This window comes from Aquirufa sp. ROCK-SH2, from assembly GCF_054558315.1.
On the sequence record NZ_JBPXKB010000013.1, the window covers coordinates 1 to 1,614 of the forward strand.

The 1,614-nt window shown below is 37.7% G+C and carries 2 protein-coding genes; one reads left to right on the top strand and one right to left on the bottom strand.

Going from position 1 to position 1,614, the window contains the following annotated elements:
- The first annotated feature begins 404 nt into the window (after window positions 1-404).
- Window positions 405-1,010, top strand: a complete 606-nt coding sequence (locus V7S79_RS12195) for a recombinase family protein (protein ID WP_459489877.1) — start codon at window positions 405-407, stop codon at window positions 1,008-1,010.
- Between the two features lie 101 nt (window positions 1,011-1,111).
- Here V7S79_RS12195 and V7S79_RS12200 read toward each other — a convergent pair.
- Window positions 1,112-1,614 (bottom strand): hypothetical protein (locus V7S79_RS12200; RefSeq protein ID WP_459490874.1); only part of this gene is annotated, 503 nt, incomplete at its 5' end.

The following is a 1,614-nucleotide window of genomic DNA, read 5'->3' on the forward strand; positions in this document are numbered from 1 at the left end:
CTCATACTTCTTCAACCTCTTCTCAATCCCAGTAAAAATTCAGAAAAATTCCAGAATCGAATTCCCCCACATGTTAGGGGGTTTTCAATTTTTAGGAAAAATGGGTCAAGATTCTAAAATGGGTCTAACCCCGATTATTCAAACACAGGGGGGACTGAGATAAGGTGGGTGATCCCAGTGACGTTTTTTAATACTCCCTTCCTGCCGGTCAATATTTACATTAATAATTTTCATGGTGTCCAATCTCACACAAGAATTTTTCCTGATCATGTCAAATTTGATTGGCTCGATTTTAATATCAACTTTAGGGTATAGAATTAACTGTAATGAAAAAATACCTCATAATCCTTGGTTATATACCAGAAATAGAATTATTTCCAGTCCAGTTATAAAATGGTATAAAAATGAGAGTATTATATTCAAGGTGTTCGTCACTAACCCAAAACCCAGAACGACAATTACAGGACAAGAACTTTGACTACGTGTTCACTGACTATTGTAGTGGGTCAATACCCCTATTTGAAAGACCCAAGGGTCAACAGGTGAAAAAACTACTTGACGAGGGTAAATTGAAAGAATTACATATCCATTCAATCGACCGACTTGGGAGGAACACATTGGATGTATTAACCGTATGGGAGGAACTAACCACCAAAGGAATCATCATCGTATGTAAGAACCCATCCATTAGGAACATAAGTGAGGATGGTAAGGTTGATAAGTTCTCCGAACTACTAATGTCCATCCTGTCCATGATGAGTTCCTTTGAACGTGGGTTAATCCGTGAACGACAAATGGAGGGAATTCGAATTCGGAAGGAAAAACAACTATATACTGGAAGACAAGTTGGAACGGTTGACTCACCTGAACGTCTGTTGAAGAAAGACAGGTCAAGAAAAATACTTAATTTACTATCCAAAGGAACTTATTCTTATACCGAAATATCGAAGATTATTGGTTGTTCACCCACAACTATTGTCAAGGTGAAGAAAGTCTCCCAGATGGTCTAAAAATAGGTTCCAGTAAAATCCTGAAGGGACGAGACGATAGTCGAGTCCCGTAATAAAGGATTCCCCTGAAGGAACGAGTGCAACGAGTTCCGTAATAATACTCACTTAATCGTTGGGATATAATTCACCACATCCACTTCAGATTTAATTACATCCAATTCAACAGGTCGAGAAAAACGTTTGATACTCCTTTGTTTCTTTGTGTACATACTCCATGCCAGTGGATGGGAGAATACTTTACCTCTTGTTGTTAGGTAGTTATTCTCGTTCAACCAATTACTAATCTGAACGAAGTTCATTCCCTTGTCTTCATGTTGTTCACGGATGATCTCAAATAACTTTTGTTGATGGTCATTATAAGGTGAAGTCCAAAGGTTGGGAGAAGATACTCGTATAACCATTGATAAGAAGAAACCTTTAGTGAAGAATTGGTTGGAGTTATTATCTTTGTGTATGTCATTTGTAGAACCTTTTATCACCGTGGAATAGAGTGAACGGGAGTGAATTAAATCACCATTAACCTTCAATGAGTTAGTAGTATAAATTATCGGTGAGTCTTTCGACTCACCTTTTTTATTTCTCGTCAAGACGAGTGGTACTCGAA